The organism is Prauserella shujinwangii, assembly GCF_003001955.1.
GTDB classification, from domain to species: Bacteria; Actinomycetota; Actinomycetes; order Mycobacteriales; family Pseudonocardiaceae; genus Qaidamihabitans; species Qaidamihabitans shujinwangii.
The window spans coordinates 62,376-88,972 of the sequence record NZ_PVNH01000007.1 but is presented as its reverse complement, the minus strand read 5'-3'; the positions used below and the strand labels follow the sequence as shown (position 1 = coordinate 88,972).

Here is a 26,597-nt window from a genome sequence, read left to right as displayed (position 1 = left end):
GGAACCGTGCCGGTCTCCGATCCCGTCGACGCCCGCCTGCTCGCCGCGCTGGCGGACGTCGGCAAGGTCGCGGTTCACGAGCTGGCCGCGCGGGTCGGGATGGACCCGCGCGAGGTGGCCTACCGGCTGGTGGGCCTGTCCGCGACCGGGCTGCCCCTGCTCGTCGGCGTGGAGAGCGATCCGAACGGCCTCCGTGCGGCGCTCGCCGGCGCTCCGGCGTGGACCGGGCCGCAGCCACAGCCGCAGCCCCCGGCCCAGCCGCGGCCCGGCCAGGCCCACGGCGCACCGAGCGGCCCGTATCCCGTGCACGCCCCGCCCAGCGGCCCGCACCCGGCGCAGAGCGCCCCGCCGGGGGCCGTCCCCCAGGCCCCGCAGGCCCCGCACACTGCGCAGCCGCCCCCGGCGGCGGATCCCGTGCTGAGCACGTGGGGACCACCGCAGAGCGCGGCATGGGCACGCGGGGACCAGCCGCACTCCCCGGGACCCGCGGCGCCGTCGCCGGGCGGGCGGCCGGGCGACGTGCTGGAGACGCGGGGCCTCGAGGGTGAGCGGCTCGCGATCCAGCTGCTGGAGGTGCAGGACCCGGCCGACTTCCTGTTCGGCGCCGCCGGGTACCGCCTGGACCGGGGCGAGCGGGCCGTGGTGGTGCACACCGAGGTGACCAACCGCGGGACGGTGCCGTTCGCCTCGCTGCCGGACAACTACCTCGAACTGCTCACCGCCGACGGCGGGGTCGTCGCGAAGGCGCCCGTGTCGCTGACGTCCCGGCCCCCGCACAAGATCGGCGTGGCACCCGGGGAGACGGCAGGCGGGCACACGGTGTACGTCGTGCCGGAGAGCGCGCGGATCACGGCGGTGCGCTGGAGCCCCCGCCCCGAGCCCGACGAGCGCTCGCTGACCTGGACGCTGGAGTGAACCGCCCGGAACCACCCCGTTTCCGTGCCCGTGACACGCCGGGCCGGTGCCGGGTCAGCTCTCCGCGCGGAGGGCGTCGAGCGCGGCGGCGAGGTCGGCCGGGTACTCGCTGGTGAACTCCACCCAGCGGCCGTCGGAGGGGTGCGCGAAGCCGAGCCTGCGGGCGTGCAGCCACTGCCGCGACAGGCCCAGCCCGCGCGCCAGCACGGGATCGGCGCCGTAGGTCAGGTCCCCCACGCACGGATGCCGCAGCGCGGAGAAGTGCACCCGGATCTGGTGCGTGCGCCCGGTCTCCAGCCGGATGTCCACCAGGGAGGCGGCGCGGAAGGCCTCGATCACCTCGTAGTGCGTGACGCTCGGCCGCCCGCCCGCCACGACCGCGAACTTGTAGTCGTGCCGCGGATGCCGGTCGATCGGCGCGTCGATCGTGCCCCGGGTCGGGTCCGGATGGCCCTGCACGAGCGCGTGGTAGCCCTTCTCGACGGTGCGTTCCTTGAACGCCCGCTTGAGCACGGTGTAGGCGTGCTCGCTCGTGGCGACCACCATGACGCCGGTGGTGCCCGCGTCGAGCCGGTGCACGACACCCTGCCGCTCGGCGGCGCCCGACGTCGACACGCGCAGACCCGCCGCCACGAGCCCGCCGACGACGGTCGGGCCCGTCCAGCCCGGGCTCGGATGGACCGCCACGCCGACCGGCTTGTCGACCACGACGATGTCGTCGTCGCTGTGCAGCACGCGCAGACCCTCGACGGGCTCGGCGACCACCTCGGCGGCCGGGGCGGCCTCCGGCAGCGTCACCTCGAGCAGCCCGCCCGCGGCGAGCCGGTCGGACTTGCCCGCGGGCCTGCCGTCGAGCAGCACCTCGCCCGACTCGGCCAGCTCCGCGACGGCGGTCCGGGACAGGCCGAGCAGCTTCGCCAGCCCGGCGTCCACCCGCATGCCGTCGAGCCCGTCCGGGACGGGCAGCATGCGGGCGCTCACTCCCCGTCCCCCCGGCGGGAGCGGCGCCCGTGCGTGCGGCTGCCGTCGTAGTCCCTGCCGAGCAGGGACAGCAGCACGATCAGCACGGCGCCGACGGTGATGGCGGAGTCAGCGGCGTTGAACACGGGGAAGTACTCGCCCCGGGGCCCGAACACCGAGATGAAGTCCACCACGTGGCCGCGGAACGGCCCGGGCGCGCGGAACAGCCGGTCGGTCAGGTTGCCGAGCGCCCCCGCGAGGATCAGGCCGAGCCCGATCGCCCAGCCGACCGACCGCAGCCTGCGGGCGAACCAGCTGATCGCGAGCACGACGGCGATCGCGACGACCGCGAAGATCCAGGTGCCGCCGAGGTCCATGCCGAACGAGGCATACGGGTTGCGCAGCAGGTCGAGGTAGACCAGCCCGCCGAGGATGCGGACCGGCTCGCCGCCTTCCAGCGCCGCCACCGCGAGGATCTTGGTCACCAGGTCGACCGCGTACGCGGCCAGCGCGACGCCGAAGAGAAGGCCGACCCGCCGCTTCGGCAGCGGGGCGTCCGGCTCCGCCGGGCCGGTCGCGGACTGGGGTCCCTGCTCGGTGCTCACCCGTCCATTGTCCACCGCGCGCCGCCGCGCCTCGCAGGCGTGTCCGCGTTCTGTGCACGCGTGTCCGCGTCGTGCGGCGCGGGCACGCGTGCACAGACGGCGGACACGCCTTTCACACCCTTACGCCTGCCTGGCCGCCCTTCCGCGCAGCAGCAGCACCCCGATCGCCCAGCCGAGCAGCACCGCCGCGGGCAGCAGGAGCCGCGCCGGGCCGCCCGGAGCCAGCACGGCGGCCGCCAGGAACAGTCCGGCGATCACGGCGAGCAGCGCGCTGCGCTCCCACCGCGCGAGCACCAGCAGGGCGGCCGCGGCGGCCGGGATCAGCAGCTGGTCCGCCAGCACCGGCAGCACGGCGGCGAGCACGGTCACCACGAGCACCACCACGCCCGCCACGCCCGCGACCCGCCGCCACCGGCCGCGGCCGAAGTAGGCACAGGCGCCGAGGACCGCGGCGAGCAGCAGCAGCGGCGGACCGGCCACCAGCACCACCTCGGTGTGCTCGACGGTGTCCGCGAGCACGGCCAGCACCAACCAGCCCGCGACGGTGGCGGCCACGGCGCCCGCGGTGCCGAGCGCCAGCCGCCGGGCCGGGAACGGCGTGCCCGCCCGCCGGGCGCGCCACGCGTACCAGGCCACGGTGGCCAGCAGCGCGGCCAGCAGCAGCGAAAGGCCCGGCCAGGAGTCCGTCAGCCGCACGGCCTCCAGCCGCTCGTACTCGGAGAACGGCACGGCCCGCAGCACGCTCACCGACCGCCGTGGCGCATCGATCGGCGCGTAGGCGAACCAGCCGAACTCCTCCTCCGGCGTGGTCGCGGCGGTCGCGGCCCCGCCGAGCAGCAGGAAGCCGAACACGGCCAGCGGGAACCAGTACTCGTGCTGCCCGGTACGCACAGTGCGCGCTCCTTTCCCCAGACCGCGCAGGATAGTGCGCCAGGGTCAGTGCCCGGGCTCGCCCTTCCAGCGGGCCAGCGGACCCGCGCGGTCCACCGCGCGCAGCCGCCGCTCGGCCGCGTCCCGCACGCGCTGGGTGGTCACGACCAGCAGCTGGTCGTTCTCCTGCAACCGCGTCGTGCCCTCCGGGGTGAACCCGCGGCCCCCGCGGACGACCAGGCTCACCCCCGCGCCCGCGGGCAGCCGCAGCTCCGCCAGGTAGACACCGTGCAGCCGGGAGCCCACCGGGATCCGCACCTGCAGCAGCTCGGCGTCCAGCTCGTCCAGCGGGGCGGCGTCGACCTGCACCTCCCTCGGCTCGGCGTCCCTGGTGAGCCGCAGCAGCTTGGCCAGCGGGCCGAGCAGCGCCCCCTGCAGCAGCGTGAACACGATGACGAGCACGAACACGGCGTCGACGAGCCGCTGCGCCCCGGGCAGCCCCTCCGCGAGCGGGATGGTCGCGAGGACGATCGGCACCGCGCCCCGCAGCCCGGCCCACGACAGGAAAACCTGCTCCCGCCACGGCACGCGGAACGGCGCGAGCGACAGCACGACCGACAGCGGCCGGGCCAGCAGCAGCACGACCACCCCGGCGACGAGCCCCGGCACGACGGCGTGCAGCAGCCGCTCCGGGGAGGCGAACAGGCCGAGCAGCACGAACAGGCCGATCTGCGCGATCCAGCCGAGTCCCTCGGCGAAGGACACCGTGTCCGAGCGGTGCGGGAGCCGCGCGTTGCCGAGGACCACCCCGGCCACGTAGGTGGCGAGCAGCCCGGAGGCCTCGGCGAGCTGGCCGGTCGCGTACGCGGCCACGCAGACGGCGACGGTCGCCAGCGGGTAGAGGCCGGTGGCGGGCAGCGCGGCACGGCGCAGGGCCTCCGCGCCGAGCCTGCCCAGCAGGAGCCCGATCAGCCCGCCCGCGACCAGCTGGTAGACCACGACCAGCGGCAGGCTCCAGTCCACAGTGGTCCCGGTCGCGAGTAGCACCACCGCGATGTAGGTCGGGGCGTCGTTGAGGCCGGACTCGAGCTCCAGGGTGCCCCCGAGTCGCCTGCCGATCCCCGCGGTGCGCAGGACGGAGAACACGGCGGCCGCGTCGGTGGAGGCCAGCACGGCACCCCACAGCAGTGCGACGTTCCAGTCGAGGCCGAGCAGGAAGTGCAACGCCGTCCCGGTGACCGCGATGCTCACGCCGACGGCCACTGTGGACAGTGCGATTCCCGGCCCCAGCGCGGGCCGCACGACCGACCACCGGGTGGTGAGCCCGCCCTCGGTGAGGATCATCACCAGCGCGGCAAGACCGAGCCCCTGGGTGAGGGTGGGGTTGTCGAACTCGACGCCGAGCCCGGCCTCGCCGATCAGCACACCGATCGCGAGGTACAGCAGCAGCGAGGGCAGGCCGAGGCGGATGGAGACGCGCACGGCGAGCACGGACGCCAGCAGCACGAGGGCGCCGGAGCCCAGGATGACGGGAAGCTCCTCCATCCCACCTCCCGTTCCGCCCGTTTGTCGCGTCCCCACAATAAACAAGGGACGCGCCTCGCTCAGGGGACGGCGCGGCGACCGGGCTCAGTGTGACCGGAGCAACGAGGCCAGCAGGCCGGGCGCCTCCGGTGGGGCGTCCCGCAACTCGATCAGCTTGTCCCGCGCTCGTTGTCCCCGCACCACAACGAGGTCGCCGGCTCGGACCGACAGCGCCCCGGCGAGCACGCGGCGGACCGCGTCGTTGGCCTTGCCGTCCACGGCGGGTGCGCGCACCGCCACCACGAGTGCCTCCCCGAGCCTGCCGTCCCAGCACCCGCCCACGGCGTCGCGTGTGGAACCCGGCTTCACCCGCACGGGAAACCGCAGCACCGACATCGGTTCACGGTAGCCGGTCGAGGAAGTCCGCGGTCGCCGTGACCGCGGGCCCGGACGTGCCTGCGCCCCGCACCAGCACGGCGAACGCGAGATCGTCCCGGAACCCCGCGAACCAGCCGTGCGTCTCCGCCTCCGCGGCCTGCGCGGTCCCCGTCTTGCCGTACACGGCGCCCCGGCCGGCCAGCGCGGCGCCGGTCCCGCCGGTCACGACCTGGCGCATCATCGCGCGCACCTGGCCGAGCACGGGAGCGGGTGGCGGCTCGTAGCCCGTGCCGACCCCGGTCGGGAGGTCCCGCCACAGTCGCGGGGTGACCGCGGCCCCCTCGGCGACGGTCGCTGCCATCAGCGCCACACCGAACGGGCTGGCCAGGACGCGGCCCTGGCCGATCGCGTCCTCGAGCCGCTGCACCGGGTCCGGCGCCGCGGTGACCGTGCCCGCCTCGGTGGTGGCGCCCGGGATCGTGAAGTCGGCGTTGAGGCCGAGCCGGGTGGCCGCCTGCTGGAGTCCGTCGGCGGGCAGGCGCGTGGCGAGCCGGGCGAACGTCGTGTTGCACGATTCGGCGAACGCCGTGCGCAACGGGACGGAGCCGAGGTCGAACTCGCCGTCGTTGGGGATGGTCCTGGTGCCGAGGCGCGCGGTGCCGGGGCAGGGCAGCACGGTGTCCGGTGCGGCCAGGCCACGGTGCAGCACCGCCGTCGCCGTGGCGATCTTGAACGTCGAGCCGGGCGGGTAGAGCCCGGTCAGCGCGTGCGGCGCCGCCCCGGCCGCCGCGTTCTGCGCGACCGCGAGGACAGCGCCGTCCGACGGGCGCAGCGCCACCAGGTGGGCGGGCAGTCCGGTGCCGTCCACTGCCGCCCGCGCGGCCCGTTGCACGTCGAGGTCGAGGGTCGAGCGGAGGGGTTCCGCGTCGGTGGCCGGGCTGCCGTACAGCCGCGCCGCCGCGCCGTCGGCTCCGGCGGCGACGACCGACCACGCGCCGCCCGCCCGTTCCACCGCGACGCGGGCGAGGCCGGGCAGCAGGATCGAGCGCGGGGCGTCCGGTGCCCGCACCGCGGCGCCGCCCCGCCACACGAGCAGGGGCCTGCCGGCCCCGTCGAGCACGGCAGGTCCGGTGGCGGACCGCACCTCGAGCCGCTGGCCCTCACCCAGCCTCGGGTGGACCAGCGCCGGGGTCCAGTGGACGGCCCAGCCGCCGTCGTGCCTGCGGACCTCGACGGCCGTCTCGTACCGCCACGTCCGGCCCGCGCCGAGCGTCCAGGTCAGCGTGGCGGTGCCGCGCACGCGGTCGCCGTCCGCGGGGACGTCCGGCAGCGGCGCCAGCTCCGCCCGCAGGGTCGCGTCCGCCAGGCCGGCGATCGCGGCGGTCAGGCCCGCCGCCGCCTCGTCCGGAGCGTCGGTGTAGACGGCGGCCTCGGCGGGCGCGCCGCGCGCGAACGCCGCGAGGAAGTCGGACGCCACCACGCCCGCACCGGCGGGGGCACCGGCGTCCGGATCCCCGTCCCCGGCGACCGGGGCGGGCCCCCACAGGACGACCGCGGCCGCCGCGACGATCGCGACCACGGCCAGAGCCGCGGTACCCAGTACCCACCGTCGCGTGCGTGTGCCCATCCGTGTCCCCCAGTGCCCGTATGCCCCGGCCGCCCCGGAACGCGGCCGGTCCCCTACGACTGTGCCACGGCGACGGTGACCTTCGCCCCGTCCCCGACCGTCCCGCCGAACCCGTCGGGCAGCCGGCCGTACGACACCGCGGTGGCGAGTGTCTCCGCGGCGAGGAACCGCTCGTGCGCCCGCGCGGCGGCGAGCACGTCCTCCGGGGCGTCCACGGTCAGCCGGATCCGGTCCGCGACGTCGAGCCCGGCGTCACGGCGCGCCTGCTGCACCACGCGGACCAGGTCCCGCGCCACGCCCTCGGCGGTGAGCTCGGGGGTCACCTCGGTGTCGAGCAGCACCAGCCCGGAACCGCCGGGCAGCTCGGCGGCGGCGCCGGTGTCCTTCGCGACGAGCCTGCGCTCGTACTCGCCCTCCCGCAGCTCGATCCCGGCCGCCACCACGGCGCCCTCCGGCGAGGTCGTCCACTCGCCCGCCTTCACGGCCTTGATCACCCGCTGCACGTCCTTGCCGAGCCGCGGTCCCGCGGCGCGCGCGTTGACGGCGACCTCGAACCCGCCGTGCGCGGCGACGTCCGTGGTCAGCTCGACCGACTTGACGTTCACCTCGTCGCGGATGATGTCGGTGAACGGCCGCAGCGTCTCGGCGTCCTCGGCCGCCACCAGCAACCGGGGCAGCGGCAGCCGCACCCGCAGCTTGTTCGCCTTGCGCAGCGACAGCGCCGACGAGCACACCTGCCGCACCCGGTCCATCGCGGTGACCAGCGCCGGGTCGGCGGGCAGCTCGTCGACGAGCGGCCAGTCGCACAGGTGCACCGACCGGCCGCCGGTGAGCCCGCGCCACACCGCCTCGGTGGTCAGCGGCAGCAGCGGCGCCGCCGTGCGGCAGACGACCTCCAGCACGGTGTGCAGGGTGTCGACGGCGTCCTGCTCGCCCGCCCAGAACCGGTCCCGCGAGCGGCGCACGTACCAGTTGGTGAGCACCTCGAGGAAGTCCCGGAGGTGGGCGCACGCCCCGGCCACGTCGTAGGTGTCCAGCGCGTGCTCCACGTCGGTCACCAGCTCGTGCGTCTTGGCGAGCACGTAGCGGTCCAGCACGTGCCGCGAGTCGGTCCGCACCCGCCCCTCGATGCCCTCGGCGTTGGCGTAGAGCGCGAGGAAGTAGTACGAGTTCCACAGCGGCAGCACCGCCTGGCGCACCGCGTCGCGGATGCCCTTGTCCGTGACGACCAGGTTGCCGCCGCGCAGGATCGGGCTGGCCATGAGGTACCAGCGCATCGCGTCCGAGCCGTCGCGGTCGAACACCTCGTTGACGTCCGGGTAGTTGCGCAGCGACTTCGACATCTTCTGCCCGTCAGAGCCGAGCACGATGCCGTGCGACACGCACGTGCGGAACGAGGGCCGGTCGAACAGCGCCGTCGCGAGCACGTGCAGCGTGTAGAACCAGCCGCGGGTCTGCCCGATGTACTCGACGATGAAGTCACCGGGGTAGTGGTGCTCGAACCAGTCGGCGTTCTCGAACGGGTAATGCACCTGGGCGTAGGGCATCGACCCCGAGTCGAACCACACGTCGAGCACCTCGGGCACCCGGCGCATGGTCGAGGCGCCCGTCGGGTCGTCCGGGTTGGGCCTGGTCAGCTCGTCGATGTACGGCCGGTGCAGGTCGGTGGGCCGCACCCCGAAGTCGCGTTCCAGCTCGTCGAGCGAGCCGTACACGTCGACGCGGGGGTAGGCAGGGTCGTCGGAGACCCACACGGGGATCGGCGTGCCCCAGTACCGGTTGCGGGAGATCGACCAGTCGCGGGCGTTCTCCAGCCACTTGCCGAACTGGCCGTCCTTCACGTGCTCCGGGTACCACGTGATCTGCTGGTTGAGCTCGACCATGCGGTCCTTGAACTCGGTGACGGCCACGAACCACGAGGACACCGCGCGGTAGATCAGCGGGTTGCGGCAGCGCCAGCAGTGCGGGTACGGGTGCTCGTAGGTCTCGTGGCGGAGCAGGACCGCGCCCTGGCGGCCCGCGGAACCCGTGCCGTTCTTGAGGTCGCGGATGATGTTCGCGTTGGCTTCGAAGACGTTCTGGCCCTCGTAGTCGGGCACCTGCGCGTCGAACCGGCCCTTCGAGTCCACCGGCGTCACCGGCGCGATGCCCGCGGCGTCGGTGACGACCTTGTCCTCCTCGCCGTAGGCGGGCGCGATGTGGACGATGCCGGTGCCGTCCTCGGTGGTCACGTAGTCGGCGGCGAGCACGCGGTGGGCGTTCTCGCGCCCGGTGAAGTACGGGAACGGCGGCACGTAGCGGGTGCCGAGCAGGTCGCCGCCCCGGTGCCGCGCGACGACGGCGGGCTCGTCGCCCAGCTCCCTGGCATAGGCGGCGACGCGGGCCTCGGCGAGCACGAACCGCCTGCCCTCGGGCCCCTCGACGACGACGTAGTCGACGTCCGGGTGCACGGCCGTGGCCAGGTTGGACGGCACGGTCCACGGGGTCGTGGTCCAGATCAGCAGGTAGGCGCCGTCGAGGTCGTTCTCGTTGCCCTCGATGCGGAACCCGATGGTCACCGCGGGGTCCTGCCTGCTCTGGTAGACGTCGTCGTCCATCCGCAGCTCGTGGTTGGACAGCGGCGTCTCGTCGCGCCAGCAGTACGGCAGCACCCGGTGCCCCTCGTACACCAGGCCCTTGTCCCACAGCTGCTTGAACGCCCAGATCACCGACTCCATGTAGGTGACGTCGAGCGTCTTGTAGTCGTGGTCGAAGTCCACCCAGCGCGCCTGCCGGGTGACGTACTCCTGCCACTCCTTGGTGTAGCGCAGCACCGACTCGCGGCAGGCCCGGTTGAACTCCGCGATGCCCATGTCGTCGATCTGGGACTTGTCGGTGATGCCGAGCTGGCGCTCCGCCTCCAGCTCCGCGGGCAGACCGTGGGTGTCCCAGCCGAACCGGCGCTCGACGCGCTTGCCGCGCATCGTCTGGTACCGGGGGACGATGTCCTTGACGTACCCGGTGAGCAGGTGCCCGTAGTGCGGCAGCCCGTTGGCGAACGGGGGGCCGTCGTAGAAGACGTACTCGTTCGCGCCGTTCTCGCCCGCCTCCCGGCCCTCGACCGTGGCGGCGAAGGTGCGGTCGGCCTCCCAGTAGGCCAGCACGTCCTTCTCCACCGCCGGGAACGACGGCTGAGCCGGGACCTGGCCTGCTGACTGGCCACCGACGGAAGCCTTGGGGTACATCCGGGTGCGCTCCTCGCGGTTCGTCTCTCACGTACGGGCACTGGGCCCCCACGGGGACGAGACGGCGCCCGTTGGCGCACGTTCCGCGGTACCACCCCGCTTGCCCGCGCGACGCGTGCGCGGACCGCTCGTTGGACGGCTGTGACGGGCCGTACCCGTCCGGTTCTACTGAGGCGGCGGTGCCGCCCGTTCTTCCGGAGGCTCCCCGGTGATGGCCGGATCGACGCCGTGTGCCACCAGGTTAGCGGGTCACCGGTCGTGGGTGGAGAACAGGGTTGGTCCCCGTCACTTGCGGCTCTTGCGCTTCTCGCGGTGCCGGGCGGCCAGAGTGGCGTCGGGAGCGCACCGGGCACACGGGGTGAAGCCGAGTTCCCGCGCCTCCGCGACGGCGATCGGGATGGTCGCGCGGTCGGCGAGCCACGAGCAGTCCTGCAGGTGGTAGCGCGGATGCTCGTCCACGACCAGCACCTCGACGTCGAGGCTGGACACGACCAGCACGTCGGATGCGTCGGTGTCCTCCTCGCCCGGCTCGTCCCGGGCACCACCCAGTTCCCCGGACGACGGCAGCAGGGCCGTCGGGGCGGCTTCACCTGAGCGCTCGGTGCTCGCGGTGTCCGCTGCGGGCGCTGCGGCCTCCGAGTCCGCTGCGGGTCCCGTGTCCTCGGCGGCTTCGGTGTCGCCAGTGTCCTGGGTGTCCTGGGTGCCCTGGGTGTCCTGGGCGCCGTCGGTGTCCCCGGCCCGGTCCGCGTCCTCCGGCTCCGCACCGGCCGAGGTGTCCGAGGTCGAGGTACCCGTGCTCTCCAGGTTCTCCGTGTTCTCCGCGCTCTCCGAACTCTCCGCCGTCTCGGGTGGCGCACCGGCCTGCTCGGCATCCGGTCGCGCCGAGCGCCTGCGCAGCCAGTCGACGACGAGCACGAGACCGGCCAGCAGGGAGACGCCGATCGAGATCCACGCCCACAGCGAGTCGGCCGTCACGAGCGCCGTGACCACCAGCCCGAGGGCGGCCAGCACCAGGATGAGGACGATGAAGAGCACGGTGAATTACAACACGGGAGGCGAACGGAACAGTTCCGACCCTCCCACGGGGAGTGCCGGAACCGTCTCCGTCCGCTTACGCCGGGCCGCTCAGCCTGCCTCGGCGCGCGGACCGAACGAGTAGCCCTGGCCGCTGCCGCCTGCCGTCGCATTGCCACCGCTGCCGCCGGACTGGCCGGAGCCGGAGGACGAGGCGGACGCGGGCGCGGCCGATCCCCGGTCGTCGAGTTCACGCAGCTGGGACTCCAGGAAGCCACGCAGGCGGGTGCGGTACTCCCGCTCGATGGTGCGCAACTCCTCGATCTTCTTGTTCAGCGCGCTCTTCTCGCTGTTGAGGTTGTTCATCGTCTCGGTGTACTTGCGCTGCGCCTCGCGATCCATCGTGGTCGCCTTGTCGCGCGCCTGCCGCTCGAGGGTCTCCGCCCTCGTCCTGGCATCGTTGAGCATGGTCTCGGCGCGGGTCCGCGCCTCGTTGACCATGGAGTCGGCCTTCGAGCGCGCGTCGGAGAGCAGCTGCTCCGACTTGGTCCGCGCCTCGGCGAGCATCCCGTCCGACTCGGTCTTGGCCTCGGCGGTGAGCCGGTCGGCCATCTCCTGGGCGAGCCCGAGCACCTTCGCGGCCTGCACGTTCGGCTCGCCGTTGTCGCCCATGAAGCCATGGGCCTGGGTCTGCTCCATGGCGGACGGCACCGGCGCGAGCCTGCGCGACGGGGCCTCCTCGCGGACGGGGTGGGACGGAGCGGAGGCGGCGTTGGCCCTCGCGGTCTCCAGCTCACCACGGGTCGATTCCAACTCCGCATCGAGCTGTTCGACCTGCTGCCGCAGCTCGTTATTGTCCTCGATCAACCGGGCAAGTTCGGTCTCCACGAGGTCGAGGAAGGCGTCCACCTCGTCCTCGTTATAGCCCCGCTTGCCGATTGGAGGCTTGCTGAACGCGACGTTATGCACGTCAGCAGGGGTCAACGACATCAGATCACCTCACGCACTCCATGGCCTGCCGGACAATCCCGGGTCCCCGTCCCCATCACCCGGGATACGCCAGTTGCATCAGTATGAACACAACCAACAGCAGCACCATAATCGATAAGTCCAGCCCGACGCCGCCAATCCGCACCACGGGAATAATCCGGCGGAGCGCCTTGACCGGTGGGTCGGTCACTGTGTAGATGGTCTCGAGCGCGACCGCAACCCCTCCCGAAGGCCGCCACTCGCGAGCGAACGCGCGCACCAGCTCCACGACGATCCGGGCCGTGAGCAGCAGCCAGAACAGGAAGAGCAGGAAGTACAAGATCAGCAAGACCGCGTCCACAGCACCACTCTGCCACACCCGGGGAACCGGCTCAGTGCCGGAGGAAGAGACCGCCCTCGGCGATCCGCCTGCGGTCTTCGGCGGTCACGTCGATGTCCGGGGGTGAGAGCAAGAACACCTTGTTGGTGACCTTGTCCATGGAGCCGTGGAGGGCGAAGGCCAGTCCCGCGGCGAAGTCCACGAGCCGCTTGGCGTCCGCGTTCTCCATCTCGGTGAGGTTCATGATGACCGGGAGCCCGTCCCGGTAGGCCTCCCCGATCTCCCGTGCCTCCGCGTAACTGGTCGGGTGCAGTGTGATGATGCGGCCGAGCGGATCACGGCCCGCCGACCGCGGCGGCTCCGGCACCGACCGCAGGCGGGAGACCGGTTCGGGCTGGCGGTCCATCGCCAGCGCGCCGTGCACCTGCGGGTCGGGCTGCGCGCGGCGGCCCCGCACCGGCGGCTGCTCCGCCTCGTCGAACTCGTCCATCACGTGGTAGCGCTGGCGCTGGCGGCGCGGCTGCGGCTCGTCGTAGGCGTCGTACTCGTCGTCGGAGTAGCCGCGGCGGTAGTCGTCGTCGAAGTCGTAGTCGTCCTCGGCAGGGACCATCCCGAAGTAGGCCTTCAGCTTCTGCAGCGCGCTCATGCCTCTCCCTCGCCCTCGCGGCTCGTCGTCCCACCCCTGACGCTGAGTCACGCCTACGAACGCCGCCGGGTGAACCGTCTATGGCGAGGCTAGACCGCGACCGCCGAGCAACGCAGTTCCGACACGCACACACGTCGAGCCGTGCGCCACGGCCTGCTCGAGGTCACCGCTCATACCAGCGGAAATCTCGGTCGCTTCCGGATGATCCCGGCGCAGCCGCTCGGCCGCCCGGGTGAGCCGCGCGAACGCGGGCTCGGGATCGGCACCCAGCGGCGCGACCGCCATGAGGCCCCGCAGTCGCAGAAAGTCACTCTTCCGGGCGATGAGGTCGGCGAGCTCGGGAACCGCGTCGAGCGGGCAGCCGCCGCGGCCGGGATCCGCGTCCAGGCTCACCTGCACGAGCACGTCGAGGGCGCCCTTGCGCTCCCCCGCGTCCAGCGCGGACCGCACCGCCTTCGCCAGCGCCTCGGCCAGCCGGACCGAGTCCACCGACTGCGCCTCGTCGGCCCAGCGCGCGACCGACCGCGCCTTGTTGCGCTGGAGCCGGCCGACCATGTGCCAGCGGACGGCGTGGCCGGGCCGCAGCCGCCGCACCTCGCGCACCTTCTGCGCGGCCTCCTGGTCGCGGTTCTCGGCGAGGTCGGCCACCCCCAGGTCGGCCAGCAGCGCGGCGTCGGTCGCCGGGAAGGTCTTGGTCACCGCCAGCAGGCGCACGTCGTCCGGCGAGCGGCCCGCCGCCACGCAGGCGCGGCGCAGCCGGTCGCGGACGGATTCGAGGGACTCGGCGAGCTCGGCGCGACGGTCCACCGTCACTCCTCGATCCAGGTGACCCCGGCGATCCGGCCGGTCGGCCGCTGCCTGCGGTGGCTGAACAGCGTGTCGTCCTCGGCGGTGCACCGGGGGTCGACGCCGATCTTGCCGACGCCCGCGTCGGCGAGCTGGCGCCACAGGCCGGCGCGCAGGTCGAGGCCGGGGGTGCCCTTCCGGGTGTGGCAGACGCTGCCCGGCAGGTGCGCCTCGACGTCGTCGGCCATCTCCCTCGGCACCTCGTAGCACTGGCCGCAGATGGCGGGGCCGAGCAGCGCCTCGACGCGGTGTGGCTCGGCCCCGGCCGCGCGCATCGCCTCCAGCGCCGAGGGCACCACCCCGACGCGGGCGCCGACGCGGCCCGCGTGCACCGCGGCGACCACCCCGGCCTCAGGGTCCCCGAGCAGGAGCGGTACGCAGTCGGCGACGAGCACCACCAGCGCGACGCCGGGGCGCGCGGTCACCAGCGCGTCGGTGGCCTCCGCGGGCCCCGTCTCGGTGCCGTCCACGACCGTCGCCCTGCGGCCGTGCACCTGCTCCATCCAGGCGAACCGCTCCTCGCGCAGACCCAGCTCCGCGGCCATCCGCTTGCGGTTGGCCGCCACCGCCGCCGGATCGTCGCCGACGTGGTCGCCCAGGTTGAACGAGTCGAACGGGGGCCGGGACTCACCGCCCGCCCTGGTCGTGACCACCCGACGGATGCGCAAGACTGCGAGCCCTTCTCTCCTGGGCGAGAAACGCCCATCCGCCGCCCGGCCACCACCCTGGCGGAGGCGCTCCGCGCGGCTGTGTTCTCACCACGTTCTCACCACGTTCCGCTCACGAGCCTAGCGGCGCATGAACGGGGGAACGTCGACGTCGTCGTCCGAGGGGTCGTCGGTGACCGGCGTGGCCCTGCCGGGCAGGCTGCCGGTGCCACGCGGCGTGGAGGACGCGGGCGGCGGGTAGCCGCGCCCGGAACCCGGCTGCGGCGGCAGCGTGCCCGACTGGGACGCGTGCCCGTTGCCGGGAGACTGCGGCTGCGGACGCTGCCCGCTTCCGGCGGCCGGGTAGCCCCCGGGCTGCGGTTCGGGCTGCGGCTGGGGGCCGCCCGGCCGGGACTGGCCCGTGGCCGGGGCGGACGAACCGCCCGCGGGCCCCGAGTCGGCCGTCGCCGTGGAGCCCCGGGAGCCGAACGCGGCCGGGTCCAGCTTCTTGTGTGTGGGCGTGCCCGCGTCGAAGCCCGCGGCGATCACCGTCACCCGCACCTCGTCGCCGAGCGAGTCGTCGATGATCGTGCCGAAGATGATGTTGGCCTCGGGGTGCGCCGACTCCTGCACGAGCGAGGCCGCCTCGTTGATCTCGAACAGCCCCAGGTCGGAACCGCCCGCGATGGACAGCAGCGCGCCGTGCGCCCCGTCCATCGAGGCCTCCAGGAGCGGCGAGTTGATGGCCTTCTCGGCGGCCTGCACGGCACGCCCCTCGCCCCGCGCGGAGCCGATGCCCATCAGCGCGCTGCCCGCGCCGGACATGACGCTCTTGACGTCGGCGAAGTCCAGGTTGATCAGGCCCGGCGTGGTGATCAGGTCGGTGATGCCCTGGACGCCGGAGAGCAGCACCTCATCGGCGGAGCGGAACGCGTCCATCAGCGACACGCCGATGTCCCCGAGCTGGAGCAGCCGGTCGTTGGGGATCACGATCAGCGTGTCGCACTCGTTGCGCAGGGACTGGATGCCGTCCTCCGCCTGCCGGGCACGGCGCTTGCCCTCGAACGAGAACGGGCGGGTGACCACGCCGATCGTCAGCGCGCCGAGCTTGCGCGCGATCTGCGCGACGACCGGGGCACCGCCGGTGCCGGTGCCACCACCCTCGCCCGCGGTGACGAAGACCATGTCGGCCCCCTTGAGGACCTCCTCGATCTCCTCCCGGTGGTCCTCGGCGGCCTTCTGCCCCACCTCGGGCGAGGCGCCCGCGCCGAGACCCCGGGTGAGCTCCCGGCCGATGTCCAGCTTGACGTCGGCATCCGACATCAGCAGGGCCTGCGCGTCGGTGTTCACCGCGATGAACTCGACGCCTTTCAGACCGACCTCGATCATGCGATTCACGGCGTTCACGCCGCCGCCGCCGATGCCGACGACCTTGATCACCGCGAGGTAATTGTGCGGGGGCGTCATCGGATCCGCCTTCCTGATCGTGGTGCTGTTCATGCCTCCCGCTGGATGTCGACGACTCGGGCGGACCGCCCCGGCAAACCCTCAACCTCAACTCAAGGCTCAGAGTTATGTCAACTACCAACGTTGTGCAGGACGGTAGGCATCAGGAAGGCGCGAATCCAGCAGCCACGCCGTGTGTCGCAAACGTCTTTCGCCACACCGTTTCGCGCGTGGCCGGCCGTCCGTGCGCCACCGCACAGTGAAGCGCATTCACGCGGGCATGTCGACCTTCATGATCGGCGGGGTGGTCGGCTGCCCGCTCGGCGAGCCACCGGCCTGCTCCACGGTGATCGCCATGCCCTCCGCGTCGTCGATGCCCCTGGCGAGCACCAGCGAGCCCGGCTGGTCCGGCGGGGGCAGCACCCCGGCCGAGACGGGGTCGCCTTCGTCGTCCAGCATCCACAGCTCGTAGGCGCGGCCCGCGTCCTGCGGAGGCAGTTCCGAGCCCATCACCATCGCGGTGTTCCGCGAGCGGGAGAACACCACCGTGGCCTGGCCGCCGATCGACGTCTCCACGTGCACGGTGCGCACGTCCGCCGCCGCGAGCAGGTCGGCGATCGGCGCGTACTTCTCCCGCGCCTGGTCGATCCGCTCCTGCGCGGCCTCCAGCCTGCCCTGCGTGTCGAGCGCGATCCCGCCGAACACGCCGGCCAGCGCGAGGCCCACCACGGCGGCCGCGGCGGCGAGCCCGAGCACCCACCGGGGCATCCCCGCGCCGCGGCGCGACCGTTCCCGAGGGTCGGGCCCGCTCGCGGGGGACTGCTGCCTGGTCTCGTGGACCTGCGCGAGCACCCGCCGCCGCAGGTCCGGTGGCGGATCCTCCGCGCTCGCCGCGCCGAGCCGGGCGGCCGTCGCCTGCAGCTCGCGGACCTCCTGGCTGCACGAGGGGCACTCGGCCAGGTGCCGCCGGAACCGGGCGCGCTCGTGCTCGTCCAGCGCGTTGAGCGCGAACGCACCGGCCAAGGTGTGCATGTCGGGCGATGTCATACCGTCACCCCCAGGCAGTCCCGCAGCCGGATCAACCCGTCCCGCAGCCGCGTCTTGATCGTTCCCTGCGGGGCCGACAGCACCTCGGCGACCTGCCGGTAGGTGTACCCCTGGTAGTACGCGAGCAACACCGACTCCCGTTGCAGCTCGGTCAGGTGGGAAAGGCAGCGGCGCACCTGCTGCCGTTCCCAGCGGGCCGTGACGGCCTCCGACACCTCGTCGAACGGCCTGCCCCGGTTGGCCTCGAACGTCGCCCGCCGCTCCCGTTCGGTGCTCGCCCGTGCCGACCGCACCCGGTCGACCGCGCGCCGGTGCGCCAGCGTCATCGCCCAGTTCAGCGCGCTGCCCTTGTCCGGCGAGTACCGGGTTGCCGTGCGCCACAGCTCGACCAGGACCTCCTGCGCGACCTCCTCCGACTGGGCGTTGTCCCGCAGGATCCGCCGGACCAGCCCGAACACCGGGCCCGCCAGCCGGTCGTACAGCTGCGCGAACGCGCGCTCGTCACCCTTCGCCACCTCGGCGAGCAGCTCCTCGGAGGTGGGCACTCCCTGGGCCTCGGGCGCCCCGGGCGACGCGGTGTCCCCGACCGGCGCCGGCCGCCGCACACTCTCATCCATTGAGCGCTCCCAGCCTCGTCGCCACGCGCGGTCTCGGCGCGCGGCGCAACCACAGCCCTGTTCCGTGCCTGCGGATGAGCGCCGACACCCGGTGCGGGACGAAAGGCCTGGACAGCAGCATACGCAGCAGCGCGGCGGGCGTCGCGGGCCTGCGGACACCGCGCAGCGACGCGGTCAGTGCGGGCGCGCCGCCCGTGCTCAGCACCACCGAGGCGGACAGCAGCGCGTCCGGCCGGGGCAGGCGCATCCGGTAGTGCCCCCTGCTGTCCTGGAAGGGCGACACGAAGAACTCCTTTCCGGCGCCCGCGGCGCCCCGGTGGTCCGGGAACAGCAGGTAGGCGTGCCTGCCGCCGTGGGTGTTGTGCACCTCCGCGACCACGCAGGCCTGCTCGCCGCCGGGCCGGTGGCACCAGTACAGGGTGATCGGGTTGAACACATGGCCGAGCACGCGGGCACCGGTGAGCATCAGCACCCTGCCTCCGGCGAGGTCGACGCCACGGCCGGCCAGCCACGAGTCGAGCTTGACGCGGATCGGCCGGTCGTCACCGGCGCGAAAGTGGTCCCGCGGGTCGAACCGGGCGAACGGGCGCAGCGGCCGGGGCAGCGCGGGCAGGTCATCGAGGTCGACCAGCCACAGGTGGAGCCGGTGCGCGAAGGACAGCGGCGGGGCCACGTGCCGCACGTGCGCCACCGTCGCGTCGTAGAGGGCGGGCGCGGTCACCAGGACACCCCCAGCGACGCCGCGGCCCGCACCCCGGACGCGCAGCCGTCCTCGTGGAAGCCCCAGCCGTGGTAGGCGCCCGCGTACGCGACGATCCCGTCGCTCAGCTCGGGCAGCCGCCGCTGCGCGGCCACCGACTCCGGGGTGTACACCGGGTGCTCGTACTCGATCCGGGCGAGCACCGACCCGGGTCGCGGCGGGACCGCCGGGTTGAGCGTGACCAGGTGCCGCCGCGGTTCGGCCAGCCGCATCAGCCGGTTCATGTCGTAGCTGACCTGGACCGCACCGTGGTCGGCGCCGCAGCGGGCCGCCGTGAAGTTCCACGACGCCCGCGCCCCCGGCGCCGACGGCAGGACCGAGTCGTCCGTGTGCAGCCAGGCCTCGTTGCGGGAGTACCGGAACGCGCCGAGCACCTCGCGCTCCGCCCGGGTGGGGCCGGTGAGCAGGCGCAGCGCCTGGTCGGCGTGGGTGGCCACGACCACCCGGTCGACGACGTGCGGGGTGTCGGCGTCGTCGCGGACCTCCACGCCCCGCGCGGTCCGGGACAGCGCCCGCACCGGGGTGGACAGGTGCACGGCGGTCAGCTGCTTCGCGGCCCGCTCGACGTACTGGCGCGAGCCGCCGGTGACGGTGCGCCACCGCGGGGAGCCGGACACCGACAGCATGCCGTGGTTGTGCAGGAACCTGAACAGGTAGCGCGCGGGGTAGCGCAGCGTGTCGACCCGGTCGGCGGACCAGACCGTGGCCACCAGCGGCAGCATGAGGTGGTCCCGGAAGTACCGGCTGTACCCGCCGACCGCGAGGAACGCGCCGAGCGTGACCTCTCCCGCCTCGGGGCTGGCCAGCACGCGGCGCGCCTGCCGGTGGAAGCGCTTGATCTCGACGAGCATCCGCAGGAAGGCCGGGTTGCCCGCGTTGCCGGGCCGGGCGAACACGCCCGCCGGGCCGCGGGCACCCGCGTACTCGAGACCGCACCCGCCGCAGCGGACGCTCATCGACATCTCCGTGTCCTGTGTGCGGACTCCGAGCTCGCCGAACAGCCGCAGCAGGTGCGGGTAGGTGCGTTCGTTGTGGACGATGAAACCGCTGTCGACGCCGACCATCCCGCCGCGCGCGCTCGGCACGTCGTGGGTGTGGGCGTGGCCGCCGAGGCGGTCGTCCGCCTCGAACAGCAGGACGTCGTAACGGCGCTGCAGCAGATATGCGGCGGTCAGTCCGGCCACTCCGCTGCCGACGACCGCGACCCGTTCTCCCGTGGTGTGCACACCGGTGTTTCGGCGCGGCCCCCGGGGTGGATTGGTCGCGTGCTCTTCGGTGCCCGCGCCCGCGCGGTCACTCCCCGGTCAGGCCGTCGGTGAGCTCGCGGAGCAGGTCGAGGTGTCCCGCGTGCCGCCCGGTCTCCTCGATCATGTGGATCAGCACGAAGCGGAGGTTGACCTTCCGCTCGCCGTGCGGCGCCTCGTCGTCGAGCGCCAGCCGTGCCGTGATCTCCCTGTTCCTGGCGCACTGGGCCGCGTAGCCGTCCAGCAGTTCCGCCAGTGGGGTGCGCAGCGCGGCGTGGAACTCCGCGTCCGGATCCTCGGCCAGCGCCTCGCGCCACGGGTCGGGCCTGCCGTCGAGGACCACCTCGAACCAGTACTGCTCCACGAACGCCAGGTGGCCGAGCAGACCGGCGATCGTGGTGAGCTCGCTCGGCACCAGCCGCCGCCGCGCCTGCTCGTCGGTGAGGCCGGAGCACTTCCAGACCACGGTCGCGCGGAGGAAGTCGAGGAAACCGGTCAGCTGCTCCCGCTCGCCGCCCGTGGTCGGCGGTTCGGGACGGGTGGGTTCGGTGGCCATCGGGCGATCTTCTCAAGACACCCGTCCTTCGCCCGGTCACCACCCCTCGGCGGAGGCGCCGCCCGCTCACGAGACGGTGGGCAGTTCAGGGCTGCTCACGTCGTACGTCGTGCCCTTCCGGGTGAGCAGCACGGCGAGCACCTTCGCCTTGCGCTCGGCCTGGGTGACGTCACCCCAGCGCACCACCTTGCCGCCGCGGAGCGTGAACTCGACGCTGCCGGGGGTTCGCGCGCCCGCGGACACGACCCGGTCGGCCAGTTCCGGCGGCAGGCCGGACAGCACGGCCGTCACCGCACGCGTCGCCGGGTCGTCGGGCCCCACCCTCGGCAGCGTCAGCTCCGGCAGGCCGGACGGCCGTTCGTCGACGCGCTTGTAGACGACCCCGGCCGGGTCGACCAGGTGCAGGGTCTCGCCGGTGTCGTAGAACCCGATCGGCGTCCGCTCGGTGACGGTGATCTCGAGGGTCGACGGCCACGAGCGGGACACCTCGACGGTGGCGACGGTGTTGAGCGTGGCGACCCGGTCGCGGATGGCGTCGGTGTCCACGCGCAGCATCGGCTGCCGGTCCGGCACCCGCGCCACCTCGCGGATCCGCTCGGCGTTCACCGTCCGCGCCCCGACGACCTCGACCGAGCGCACGCCCAGCAGCGAGGTGAACAGCAGCACGTAGGCCAGGCCGGCGACGGTGAGCAGGCTGAGCGCGGCGACCCACCGCCTGCGCAGGGCCTTGCGGCGGGACGGGGCGGCGCGGGTCTGCTCCCTGGCCCGCGCGGACCGGCGGCCGCGCTCACTGTGCCGCACCGGTGCCCGGTCGCGGCCGGACCGTTGCTCGCCGTCCCGGGCGCGCGCCTGCTCGCGGTCCCGGCGCGTGCGGCCGGGGTCGCGCCGCTCCCGGTCGCGTCCCCGTGCCGACCGCTGCCTGGCCGTGGGCATCGCGGACCTACTCACCGCGCCGGTCGAGCTCGGCGAGGATCTCGGGGCCGAGCTGCGTCACGTCGCCCGCGCCCATCGTCACCAGCAGGTCGCCCGGCTTGGCGAGGTCGGCGGCGAGCAGCGCGGCCCGGTCGAAGGCGGGTTCGTAGTGCACCCCGGCGCCGGTGATCTCCTTGGCGATGAGCTCGCCGGTGACCCCGGGCTCCGGTTCCTCCCGCGCGCCGTACACGTCGAGCACCACGACCTCGTCGGCCAGCCCGAGCGCCTCGGCGAACTCGCGCGCGAACGCCTTGGTGCGGGAGTACAGGTGCGGCTGGAACAGCACCACCACCCGGCCGCTGCCCGCGGCGTGCCGGACGGCCCGCAGCTGCGCGGCGACCTCCGTCGGGTGGTGGGCGTAGTCGTCGTAGACCCGGACCTCGCCCGCGCGGCCCTTGAACTCGAACCGCCGCCGCACGCCGCCGAACGCGGCGAGACCGGCCACCAGCCCGTCGAGCGGCGCGCCCAGCTCCAGCCCGGCGAGCAGCGCGGCGATCGCGTTGTACGCCATGTGCTCGCCCGGCACGGCGACGCGGAGGGCGATCTCCTCACCGTCGGCACCGTCGGCGCCACCGAGGGCGATCCGTGCGGTGCCGCCCTCCTCGCCCGGTTCGTAGCCGAGCAGGCGCGCGTCCCCGGCCCCGGTGACGGAGCGGCCGTACCGCCGCACGCGGACACCGTCGGCCTCGGCCCTGGCGGCCAGCTCCTCGGCGGGCGCGTCGTCGGCGCAGACCACGAGCACGCCGCCGGGTTCGATGCGGCGCGCGAACTCCGCGAACACCGCGACGTACGCCTCGGCGGTGCCGTGATGGTCGAGGTGGTCCGGTTCGATGTTGGTGACCACGGCGACCGAGGGCGAGTAGGTCAGGAACGAGCCGTCGCTCTCGTCGGCCTCCGCGACGAACAGCCCGCCGTCCCCGTGGTGGGCGTTGGCCCCCGACTCGTTGAGATCGCCGCCGATGGCGAACGAAGGGTCGAGCCTGCACTGCTGGAGCGCCACGGTCAGCATCGAGGTGGTGGAGGTCTTGCCGTGGGTCCCCGCGATGCACGCAACCCGGTGTCCCGTCATGAGCGCCGCGAGCGCCTCGGCCCGGTGCAGGACCGGAACGCCCCGCTCGCGCGCGGCCACCAGCTCCGGGTTGGTGTCGCGGATGGCGGTCGACACCACGACCGCGCTGGGCCCGCCGGGCAGCGCGTCGAGGTTCCCGGCCCGCTGGCCGACCTCGATCCTGGCTCCCTGCGCGCGCAGGGTCAAAAACGCCCGCGAGTCCTTCGCGTCGGAGCCGGAGACCTCGGCTCCCCTGGCGAGCAGGATGCGCGCGATGCCGCTCATCCCGGCGCCGCCGATGCCGATCAGGTGGGCCCGCCGCAGGATCTCGGGCACGTCGGTGGTGGTCGTCGTCTGCACGCTCATCCCCCTGCTGCCGCCAGGACCATCCTGGCGAGTACCTCGTCGGCCTCCCGGTGTCCGAGGCCGACCGCCGCCGCGCTCATCTTGCCGATCCGCTCCGCGTCGGTCACCAGCGGGATCACCAGCTCGGCGACCTTCGCCGGGGTGAGGTCCGTGTCGTCGACGAGCAGCGCGGCCCCCGCGTCCACCGCGGGCCGGGCGTTGAGCGCCTGCTCGCCGTTGCCGTGCGGCAGCGGCACGAACACGGCGGGCAGGCCCACCGCCGACACCTCGGCCACGGTCATCGCGCCCGATCGGCAGAGCACGACGTCGGCCGCCGCGTAGGCGAGGTCCATCCGTTCCAGGTACGGCACGGGCACGTAGGCGGGGCGGCCGGCAAACTCCTGCACGGCGAGCGTGTTCTTCGGGCCGTGCGCGTGCAGCACGCCGATCCCGGCCTCGGCCAGCTCGCGGGCCGCTCCGGACACCGCGACGTTGAGCGAGCGGGCCCCCTGGGAGCCGCCGAACACGAGCAACGTGGGCGCGTCCGGGTCGAGACCGAAGTGCTCGCGGGCCTCGGCGCGCAGCGCGGGCCGGTCGAGCGCGGTGATGGACCGGCGCAGCGGGATGCCCACCACGTCGGCCCCGGGCAGCGGTGTGCCCGGCACGGCGACGGCGACCCGGTTCGCGAACCGCGCCCCGACCTTGTTCGCCAGCCCGGGGTGCTTGTTCGCCTCGTGCACCACGATCGGCACCCGGCCGCGGGCGGCGAGGTAGGCGGGCAGGGACACGTAGCCACCGAAACCGACCACCACGTCCGCGCCGACCCGGTCGAGCACGGCGCGAGTGCGGCGCACCGACTCCCAGACCCGCCGCGGCAGCCGGAGCAGGTCCGCGGTCGGCTTGCGCGGCAGCGGCACCGGCGGCACCAGCTCGAGCGGGTAGCCCCTGGCGGGCACCAGCCGGTTCTCCAGCCCGCGCTCGGTGCCCAGCGCGACCACCGACGCGTCCGGCCGCAGCCGTTTCACCGCGTCGGCGAGTGCGAGTGCGGGCTCGATGTGTCCCGCCGTGCCGCCACCGGCGACCACGACCGTCGGCGCCGTGCGCGCCGCGCCCGGTTCGGCCCGCTTGACCGGATCGCTCACCTGCGTCCTCTCCGCGTCGCTGTTCCCCGTCTGGCCACGCCCCTCGGCGTGGAACGTCGACCGTACTCCGGTGCCGCGCGCCTGCGGTCGGGTGCCGAGGCCGACCGCGCGGTACGCGGGGCCGGGCGGCCCGACTTGCCGGATCCGCCCCTGCCGGTGCTCCGGCGCTTGGTCGGCGGGCGGTACGGGTCGGGCGCGGGCAGCCGCATCAGGCGTCCGAACTTACCCGGGCCCTGCGTGCGCAGTGCCGCGACCGCCTCCGGCTCGTGCCGGGCGCAGTTGGCGAGCAGCCCGAACAGCAGCATCGTGACGATCAGCGACGTGCCGCCGTAGGAGATCATCGGCAGCGTGACGCCCGTGATCGGCAGCAGGCCGACGACGTAGCCGATGTTGATCGCGGCCTGCGCCACCACCCACACCGTGAGGGTGCCCGCGACGATGCGGATCCAGGGGTCGAGGTTCCGCACGGCGATGCGCAGCCCCACGCTCGCGAGCAGGCAGAACAGGCCGATCACCACGACGCAGCCGACGAACCCGAGCTCCTCGCCGATCAGCGCGAAGATGAAGTCGTGCTGCACGTTGGGCAGGTACATCCACTTGGACTGGCCCTGCCCGAGGCCCTTGCCGAACAGGCCGCCGTCGGCCAGCGCGTACAGCGCCTGGTTGGCCTGCAGGCCCTTGCCGAGCGGGTCGGCCTGCGGGTTGAGGAACGTCAGGATCCGGTTCAGCCGGTACGGCGCGGTGAAGGCGAGCACCACCGCACCGGCGACCGCGCCGACCACGACGACCGCGAACAGCCGCTTCGGCGCCCCGGCGAACCAGAGCAGCGCGAGCAGCACGACCCCGAGCGTGATCGTGCCGCCGAGGTCCGGCTGCGCCATGACGAGCGCGAACATGATGAGGGCGGCAGGCAGCAACGGCACCAGCAGGTGCCGCCACTGGTGCAGCAGGTTGTACTTGGTGACGAGGATGTGCGCGCCCCACAGCGCCAGCGCCACCTTCGCCACCTCCACCGGCTGCAACGACAGCGGGCCGACGACGAACCAGCCCTGCGAGCCGTTGATGCTCGTGCCCAGCGGCGTGAGGACCAGTGCGAGCAGGGTGAGGCAGGCCACCATCGCCACCGAGGACAGCTGCCGGATGCGGCGCAGCGGGATCCGCACGCCCAGCCAGAACGCCACCCCGCCGACGAGGACGAACAGCAGGTGCCGCTGGAACAGCTGGTAGACCGACGAGTCGCTGCCCGGGCTGTACGAGGTGACCGAGGACGCCGAGAGCACCATCACGATGCCGATCACGCCGAGCGTGCCGCAGGTGGCGAGGATCAGGTGGAAGTCGGCGAGCGGGCGGGACAGCCACGCCGTGAGCGCGGTACGGACGGCGGTGAAACCGCGCTCGGCGCGTTCCCTGCGCCTGCGCCGCTCGGTTCGCCCCCGCCGGTCGTCGCGGGTACCGTCAACCACCGTCACGGGGGTGTCCCGGGATCGCCTCGACCGCCGCGGCGAACCGGTCGCCCCGTTCGCCGTAGTCGCGGAACATGTCCAGCGACGCGGCGGCGGGCGCGAGAAGCACCACATCCCCGGGGCGTGCCATGGCGCGGGCCGCACTCACTGCCGTCGTCATGGGCTCATCGTCACCCGGAGGAACGCGGTTGACCGGCACATCCGGCGCGTGTCGCGCGACAGCGGCGGCGATCACGTCGGCGTCGGCACCGAGCAGCACGACCCCGCGCAGCCTGCCCGCCGCCGTGGCGACGAGCTCGTCGACCGAGGCGCCCTTGAGCTGTCCGCCCGCGATCCAGACGACACCGGGGTGCGCGAGCAGCGAGCCCAGCGCCGCGTGCGGGTTGGTGGCCTTCGAGTCGTCGACGTAGCGCACGCCGTCGATCTCGGCGACCTCGACGGCCCGGTGGGCGCCGGGCCGGAACTCGCGCAGCCCTTTCGCCACGGCCCCCGGCGGCACCCCGGCGGACCGCGCCAGCGCGGCGGCGGCGAGCGCGTTCGCGACGTTGTGCGGGCCGGGGGGCCGGACGTCGGCGAGCGTGCCGAGCTCCTCCGCCGCGTGCACCGGGTCGGCGACGAAGGCGCGGTCGACCAGCAGGTCCTCGACCACGCCGAGCTCGCCGGGGCGGGGCGTGTCCAGCCGGAAACCGACGCGCGCGGCCGTGGCGGGCGCGTGGCCCTCGGCGAGCCGCCGTGACCACGGCTCGGCCACGTTGTGCACCACCGTGCCGGACCGGGCGTGCAGGGAGCCCTTGGCGGCGGCGTAGGCGTCGAGGGAACCGTGCCAGTCCAGGTGGTCCTCGGCCACGTTGAGCACCACCGACGCGTGCGGGGCGAGCGTGCTCGACCAGTGCAGCTGGAAGCTGGACAGCTCCACCGCGAGCACCTCGTGCCCCGCGCGGACGGCGTCGAGCACGGCGAAGCCGACGTTGCCGCAGGCCACGGCGTCGAGCCCGGCGGCCCGCAGGATCGACTCGAGCATCCCGACCGTGGTGGTCTTGCCGTTGGTGCCGGTCACGGCGAGCCACCGGGGCGGCCGGGGCAGGCCCTGGCCGATCCGCCAGGCCAGCTCCACGTCGCCGATCACCTCGATGCCCGCCGCCGCGGCCGCGGTGAGCAGCGGCGAGGAGGGCCGCCAGCCGGGGCTGGTGACCACCAGCGACGTGCCCTCCGGCGGCGCGGTGAGCCCCGGCTCCAGCCGGGCGCCCGAGCCGGCGAGCGCGGCGAGGCGGTCCCGGTCCCCGTCGGTCACCGTGACCTCGGCACCGGAACCGGCGAGCGCGGCGGTCACCGACCGGCCGGTGACCCCGGCGCCGGCGACGAGGATGTGCCGCCCGGCCAGCTCCATGCCCG

General features: G+C 73.8%; 25 protein-coding genes. 1 reads left to right on the top strand and 24 read right to left on the bottom strand.

Going from position 1 to position 26,597, the window contains the following annotated elements; translation table 11 throughout:
• The first annotated feature begins 6 nt into the window (after positions 1 to 6).
• The gene (locus tag B0I33_RS17710) at positions 7 to 915 is read left to right on the top strand and encodes an AsnC family protein (protein WP_106179916.1); all 909 of its coding nucleotides are present in this window, start codon (positions 7 to 9) and stop codon (positions 913 to 915) included.
• Between the two features lie 54 nt (positions 916 to 969).
• On the opposite strand, the gene B0I33_RS17705 is transcribed toward B0I33_RS17710, so the two are convergent.
• From B0I33_RS17705 to murD, 24 genes are all read right to left on the bottom strand, one after another.
• Positions 970 to 1,896: an RluA family pseudouridine synthase gene (locus B0I33_RS17705; protein ID WP_106179915.1), complete on the bottom strand. Its 927-nt coding sequence runs from the start codon at positions 1,894 to 1,896 to the stop codon at positions 970 to 972.
• Complete coding sequence (gene lspA / locus B0I33_RS17700; protein ID WP_245900786.1) at positions 1,893 to 2,480, bottom strand: signal peptidase II; 588 nt, start codon at positions 2,478 to 2,480, stop codon at positions 1,893 to 1,895. Before lspA ends, B0I33_RS17705 begins: the two co-directional genes overlap by 4 nt.
• 120 nt (positions 2,481 to 2,600) lie before the next feature.
• Positions 2,601 to 3,371 carry a hypothetical protein gene (locus B0I33_RS17695; RefSeq protein ID WP_106179913.1) on the bottom strand — a complete coding sequence of 257 codons (771 nt, stop codon included), beginning with the start codon at positions 3,369 to 3,371 and terminating at the stop codon, positions 2,601 to 2,603.
• A 45-nt stretch (positions 3,372 to 3,416) separates the two neighbouring features.
• On the bottom strand, positions 3,417 to 4,895 hold the full coding sequence (locus tag B0I33_RS17690; protein WP_106179912.1) for a potassium/proton antiporter: 1,479 nt from the start codon (positions 4,893 to 4,895) through the stop codon (positions 3,417 to 3,419).
• A gap of 84 nt (positions 4,896 to 4,979) precedes the next feature.
• Positions 4,980 to 5,270, bottom strand: a complete 291-nt coding sequence (locus B0I33_RS17685; RefSeq protein WP_425440486.1) for a DUF167 domain-containing protein — start codon at positions 5,268 to 5,270, stop codon at positions 4,980 to 4,982.
• 4 nt (positions 5,271 to 5,274) lie between these two features.
• Positions 5,275 to 6,879 carry a penicillin-binding transpeptidase domain-containing protein gene (locus B0I33_RS17680; protein ID WP_106179911.1) on the bottom strand — a complete coding sequence of 535 codons (1,605 nt, stop codon included), beginning with the start codon at positions 6,877 to 6,879 and terminating at the stop codon, positions 5,275 to 5,277.
• Positions 6,880 to 6,932: 53 nt separating this feature from the next.
• Entirely contained in the window at positions 6,933 to 10,103 is a 3,171-nt protein-coding gene (ileS, locus tag B0I33_RS17675) for an isoleucine--tRNA ligase (RefSeq protein ID WP_106179910.1), read from the bottom strand.
• Positions 10,104 to 10,388: 285 nt separating this feature from the next.
• Positions 10,389 to 11,138, bottom strand: a complete 750-nt coding sequence (locus B0I33_RS17670; RefSeq protein WP_106179909.1) for a hypothetical protein — start codon at positions 11,136 to 11,138, stop codon at positions 10,389 to 10,391.
• A gap of 90 nt (positions 11,139 to 11,228) precedes the next feature.
• Positions 11,229 to 12,107, bottom strand: coding sequence for a DivIVA-like cell division protein Wag31 (gene wag31, locus B0I33_RS17665; protein ID WP_106179908.1), 879 nt, complete (start codon positions 12,105 to 12,107; stop codon positions 11,229 to 11,231).
• A gap of 55 nt (positions 12,108 to 12,162) precedes the next feature.
• The gene (locus B0I33_RS17660) at positions 12,163 to 12,447 is read right to left on the bottom strand and encodes a YggT family protein (protein WP_106179907.1); all 285 of its coding nucleotides are present in this window, start codon (positions 12,445 to 12,447) and stop codon (positions 12,163 to 12,165) included.
• Between the two features lie 31 nt (positions 12,448 to 12,478).
• Entirely contained in the window at positions 12,479 to 13,072 is a 594-nt protein-coding gene (locus B0I33_RS17655) for a cell division protein SepF (protein ID WP_106179906.1), read from the bottom strand.
• A 78-nt stretch (positions 13,073 to 13,150) separates the two neighbouring features.
• Positions 13,151 to 13,879 (bottom strand): YggS family pyridoxal phosphate-dependent enzyme, encoded by a 729-nt coding sequence (locus B0I33_RS17650; RefSeq protein ID WP_106179905.1) that lies wholly within the window; start codon positions 13,877 to 13,879, stop codon positions 13,151 to 13,153.
• Positions 13,880 to 13,881: 2 nt separating this feature from the next.
• Positions 13,882 to 14,586 (bottom strand): peptidoglycan editing factor PgeF, encoded by a 705-nt coding sequence (gene pgeF / locus B0I33_RS17645; RefSeq protein WP_106179904.1) that lies wholly within the window; start codon positions 14,584 to 14,586, stop codon positions 13,882 to 13,884.
• A 120-nt stretch (positions 14,587 to 14,706) separates the two neighbouring features.
• The gene (gene ftsZ / locus B0I33_RS17640; protein WP_106180162.1) at positions 14,707 to 16,032 is read right to left on the bottom strand and encodes a cell division protein FtsZ; all 1,326 of its coding nucleotides are present in this window, start codon (positions 16,030 to 16,032) and stop codon (positions 14,707 to 14,709) included.
• Positions 16,033 to 16,281: 249 nt separating this feature from the next.
• Positions 16,282 to 17,058 carry an anti-sigma factor gene (locus tag B0I33_RS17635; RefSeq protein ID WP_106179903.1) on the bottom strand — a complete coding sequence of 259 codons (777 nt, stop codon included), beginning with the start codon at positions 17,056 to 17,058 and terminating at the stop codon, positions 16,282 to 16,284.
• Positions 17,055 to 17,675: an ECF RNA polymerase sigma factor SigK gene (gene sigK, locus B0I33_RS17630; RefSeq protein WP_106179902.1), complete on the bottom strand. Its 621-nt coding sequence runs from the start codon at positions 17,673 to 17,675 to the stop codon at positions 17,055 to 17,057. Before sigK ends, B0I33_RS17635 begins: the two co-directional genes overlap by 4 nt.
• The gene (locus B0I33_RS17625; RefSeq protein WP_425440493.1) at positions 17,668 to 18,399 is read right to left on the bottom strand and encodes a DUF1365 domain-containing protein; all 732 of its coding nucleotides are present in this window, start codon (positions 18,397 to 18,399) and stop codon (positions 17,668 to 17,670) included. The genes sigK and B0I33_RS17625 overlap by 8 nt, the downstream gene beginning before the upstream one ends.
• Positions 18,393 to 19,661, bottom strand: a complete 1,269-nt coding sequence (locus B0I33_RS17620; protein ID WP_106179900.1) for an NAD(P)/FAD-dependent oxidoreductase — start codon at positions 19,659 to 19,661, stop codon at positions 18,393 to 18,395. The genes B0I33_RS17625 and B0I33_RS17620 overlap by 7 nt, the downstream gene beginning before the upstream one ends.
• Before the next feature lie 67 nt (positions 19,662 to 19,728).
• Positions 19,729 to 20,235, bottom strand: a complete 507-nt coding sequence (locus B0I33_RS17615; RefSeq protein ID WP_106179899.1) for a DinB family protein — start codon at positions 20,233 to 20,235, stop codon at positions 19,729 to 19,731.
• 66 nt (positions 20,236 to 20,301) lie between these two features.
• Positions 20,302 to 21,168, bottom strand: a complete 867-nt coding sequence (locus tag B0I33_RS17610) for a cell division protein FtsQ/DivIB (RefSeq protein ID WP_106179898.1) — start codon at positions 21,166 to 21,168, stop codon at positions 20,302 to 20,304.
• 7 nt (positions 21,169 to 21,175) lie between these two features.
• Positions 21,176 to 22,621 carry a UDP-N-acetylmuramate--L-alanine ligase gene (gene murC / locus B0I33_RS17605; protein ID WP_106179897.1) on the bottom strand — a complete coding sequence of 482 codons (1,446 nt, stop codon included), beginning with the start codon at positions 22,619 to 22,621 and terminating at the stop codon, positions 21,176 to 21,178.
• Positions 22,618 to 23,742, bottom strand: a complete 1,125-nt coding sequence (gene murG / locus B0I33_RS17600; RefSeq protein ID WP_106179896.1) for an undecaprenyldiphospho-muramoylpentapeptide beta-N-acetylglucosaminyltransferase — start codon at positions 23,740 to 23,742, stop codon at positions 22,618 to 22,620. The genes murC and murG overlap by 4 nt, the downstream gene beginning before the upstream one ends.
• Positions 23,739 to 25,211: a putative lipid II flippase FtsW gene (gene ftsW / locus B0I33_RS17595; RefSeq protein WP_181193372.1), complete on the bottom strand. Its 1,473-nt coding sequence runs from the start codon at positions 25,209 to 25,211 to the stop codon at positions 23,739 to 23,741. Before ftsW ends, murG begins: the two co-directional genes overlap by 4 nt.
• Positions 25,198 to 26,592, bottom strand: a complete 1,395-nt coding sequence (gene murD / locus B0I33_RS17590) for a UDP-N-acetylmuramoyl-L-alanine--D-glutamate ligase (RefSeq protein WP_106179894.1) — start codon at positions 26,590 to 26,592, stop codon at positions 25,198 to 25,200. The genes ftsW and murD overlap by 14 nt, the downstream gene beginning before the upstream one ends.
• Between the last annotated feature and the right edge of the window lie 5 nt (positions 26,593 to 26,597).